This is a genomic window from Burkholderia sp. YIM B11467 (assembly GCF_052952715.1).
This window is the reverse complement of the sequence record NZ_JBQVSQ010000039.1, coordinates 1-407: the sequence shown is the minus strand read 5'-3', so window position 1 is coordinate 407 and position 407 is coordinate 1. Positions and strand designations below refer to the sequence as shown.

General features: G+C 51.1%; 2 tRNA genes. Both read right to left on the bottom strand.

The window, feature by feature from the left end:
• Nucleotides 1-180: 180 nt before the first annotated feature.
• Nucleotides 181-256, bottom strand: a tRNA-Ala gene (locus ACTRWB_RS38125).
• Between the two features lie 38 nt (nt 257-294).
• Nucleotides 295-371, bottom strand: a tRNA-Ile gene (locus tag ACTRWB_RS38120).
• Nucleotides 372-407: the final 36 nt, after the last annotated feature.

Here is a 407-nt window from a genome sequence, read left to right as displayed (position 1 = left end):
AATCACAACCCGGATAGTTTCCACGTCCATCTCAAGACGCTTCCGCTATCCAAATTACTTACTTCTTCCAGATTGTTAAAGAACGACAGCCGATACGTACTACGTATCACTCTGACTGGCTCAATCGCCAATGCAAAATTCTCGGTTCAGTGTCTGAACCAAGCCCTTAGCGTTGGTGATTGGTGGAGGCAGACGGGATCGAACCGACGACCCCCTGCTTGCAAAGCAGGTGCTCTCCCAGCTGAGCTATGCCCCCATATGTACAGAGAACCTCAGGGTACTACCGCCAGACAATGGTGGGTCTGGTTGGATTCGAACCAACGACCCCCGCCTTATCAAGACGGTGCTCTAACCGACTGAGCTACAGACCCCTGAGTCTGTCTTTAATTTACAGCCGATAAGCGTGA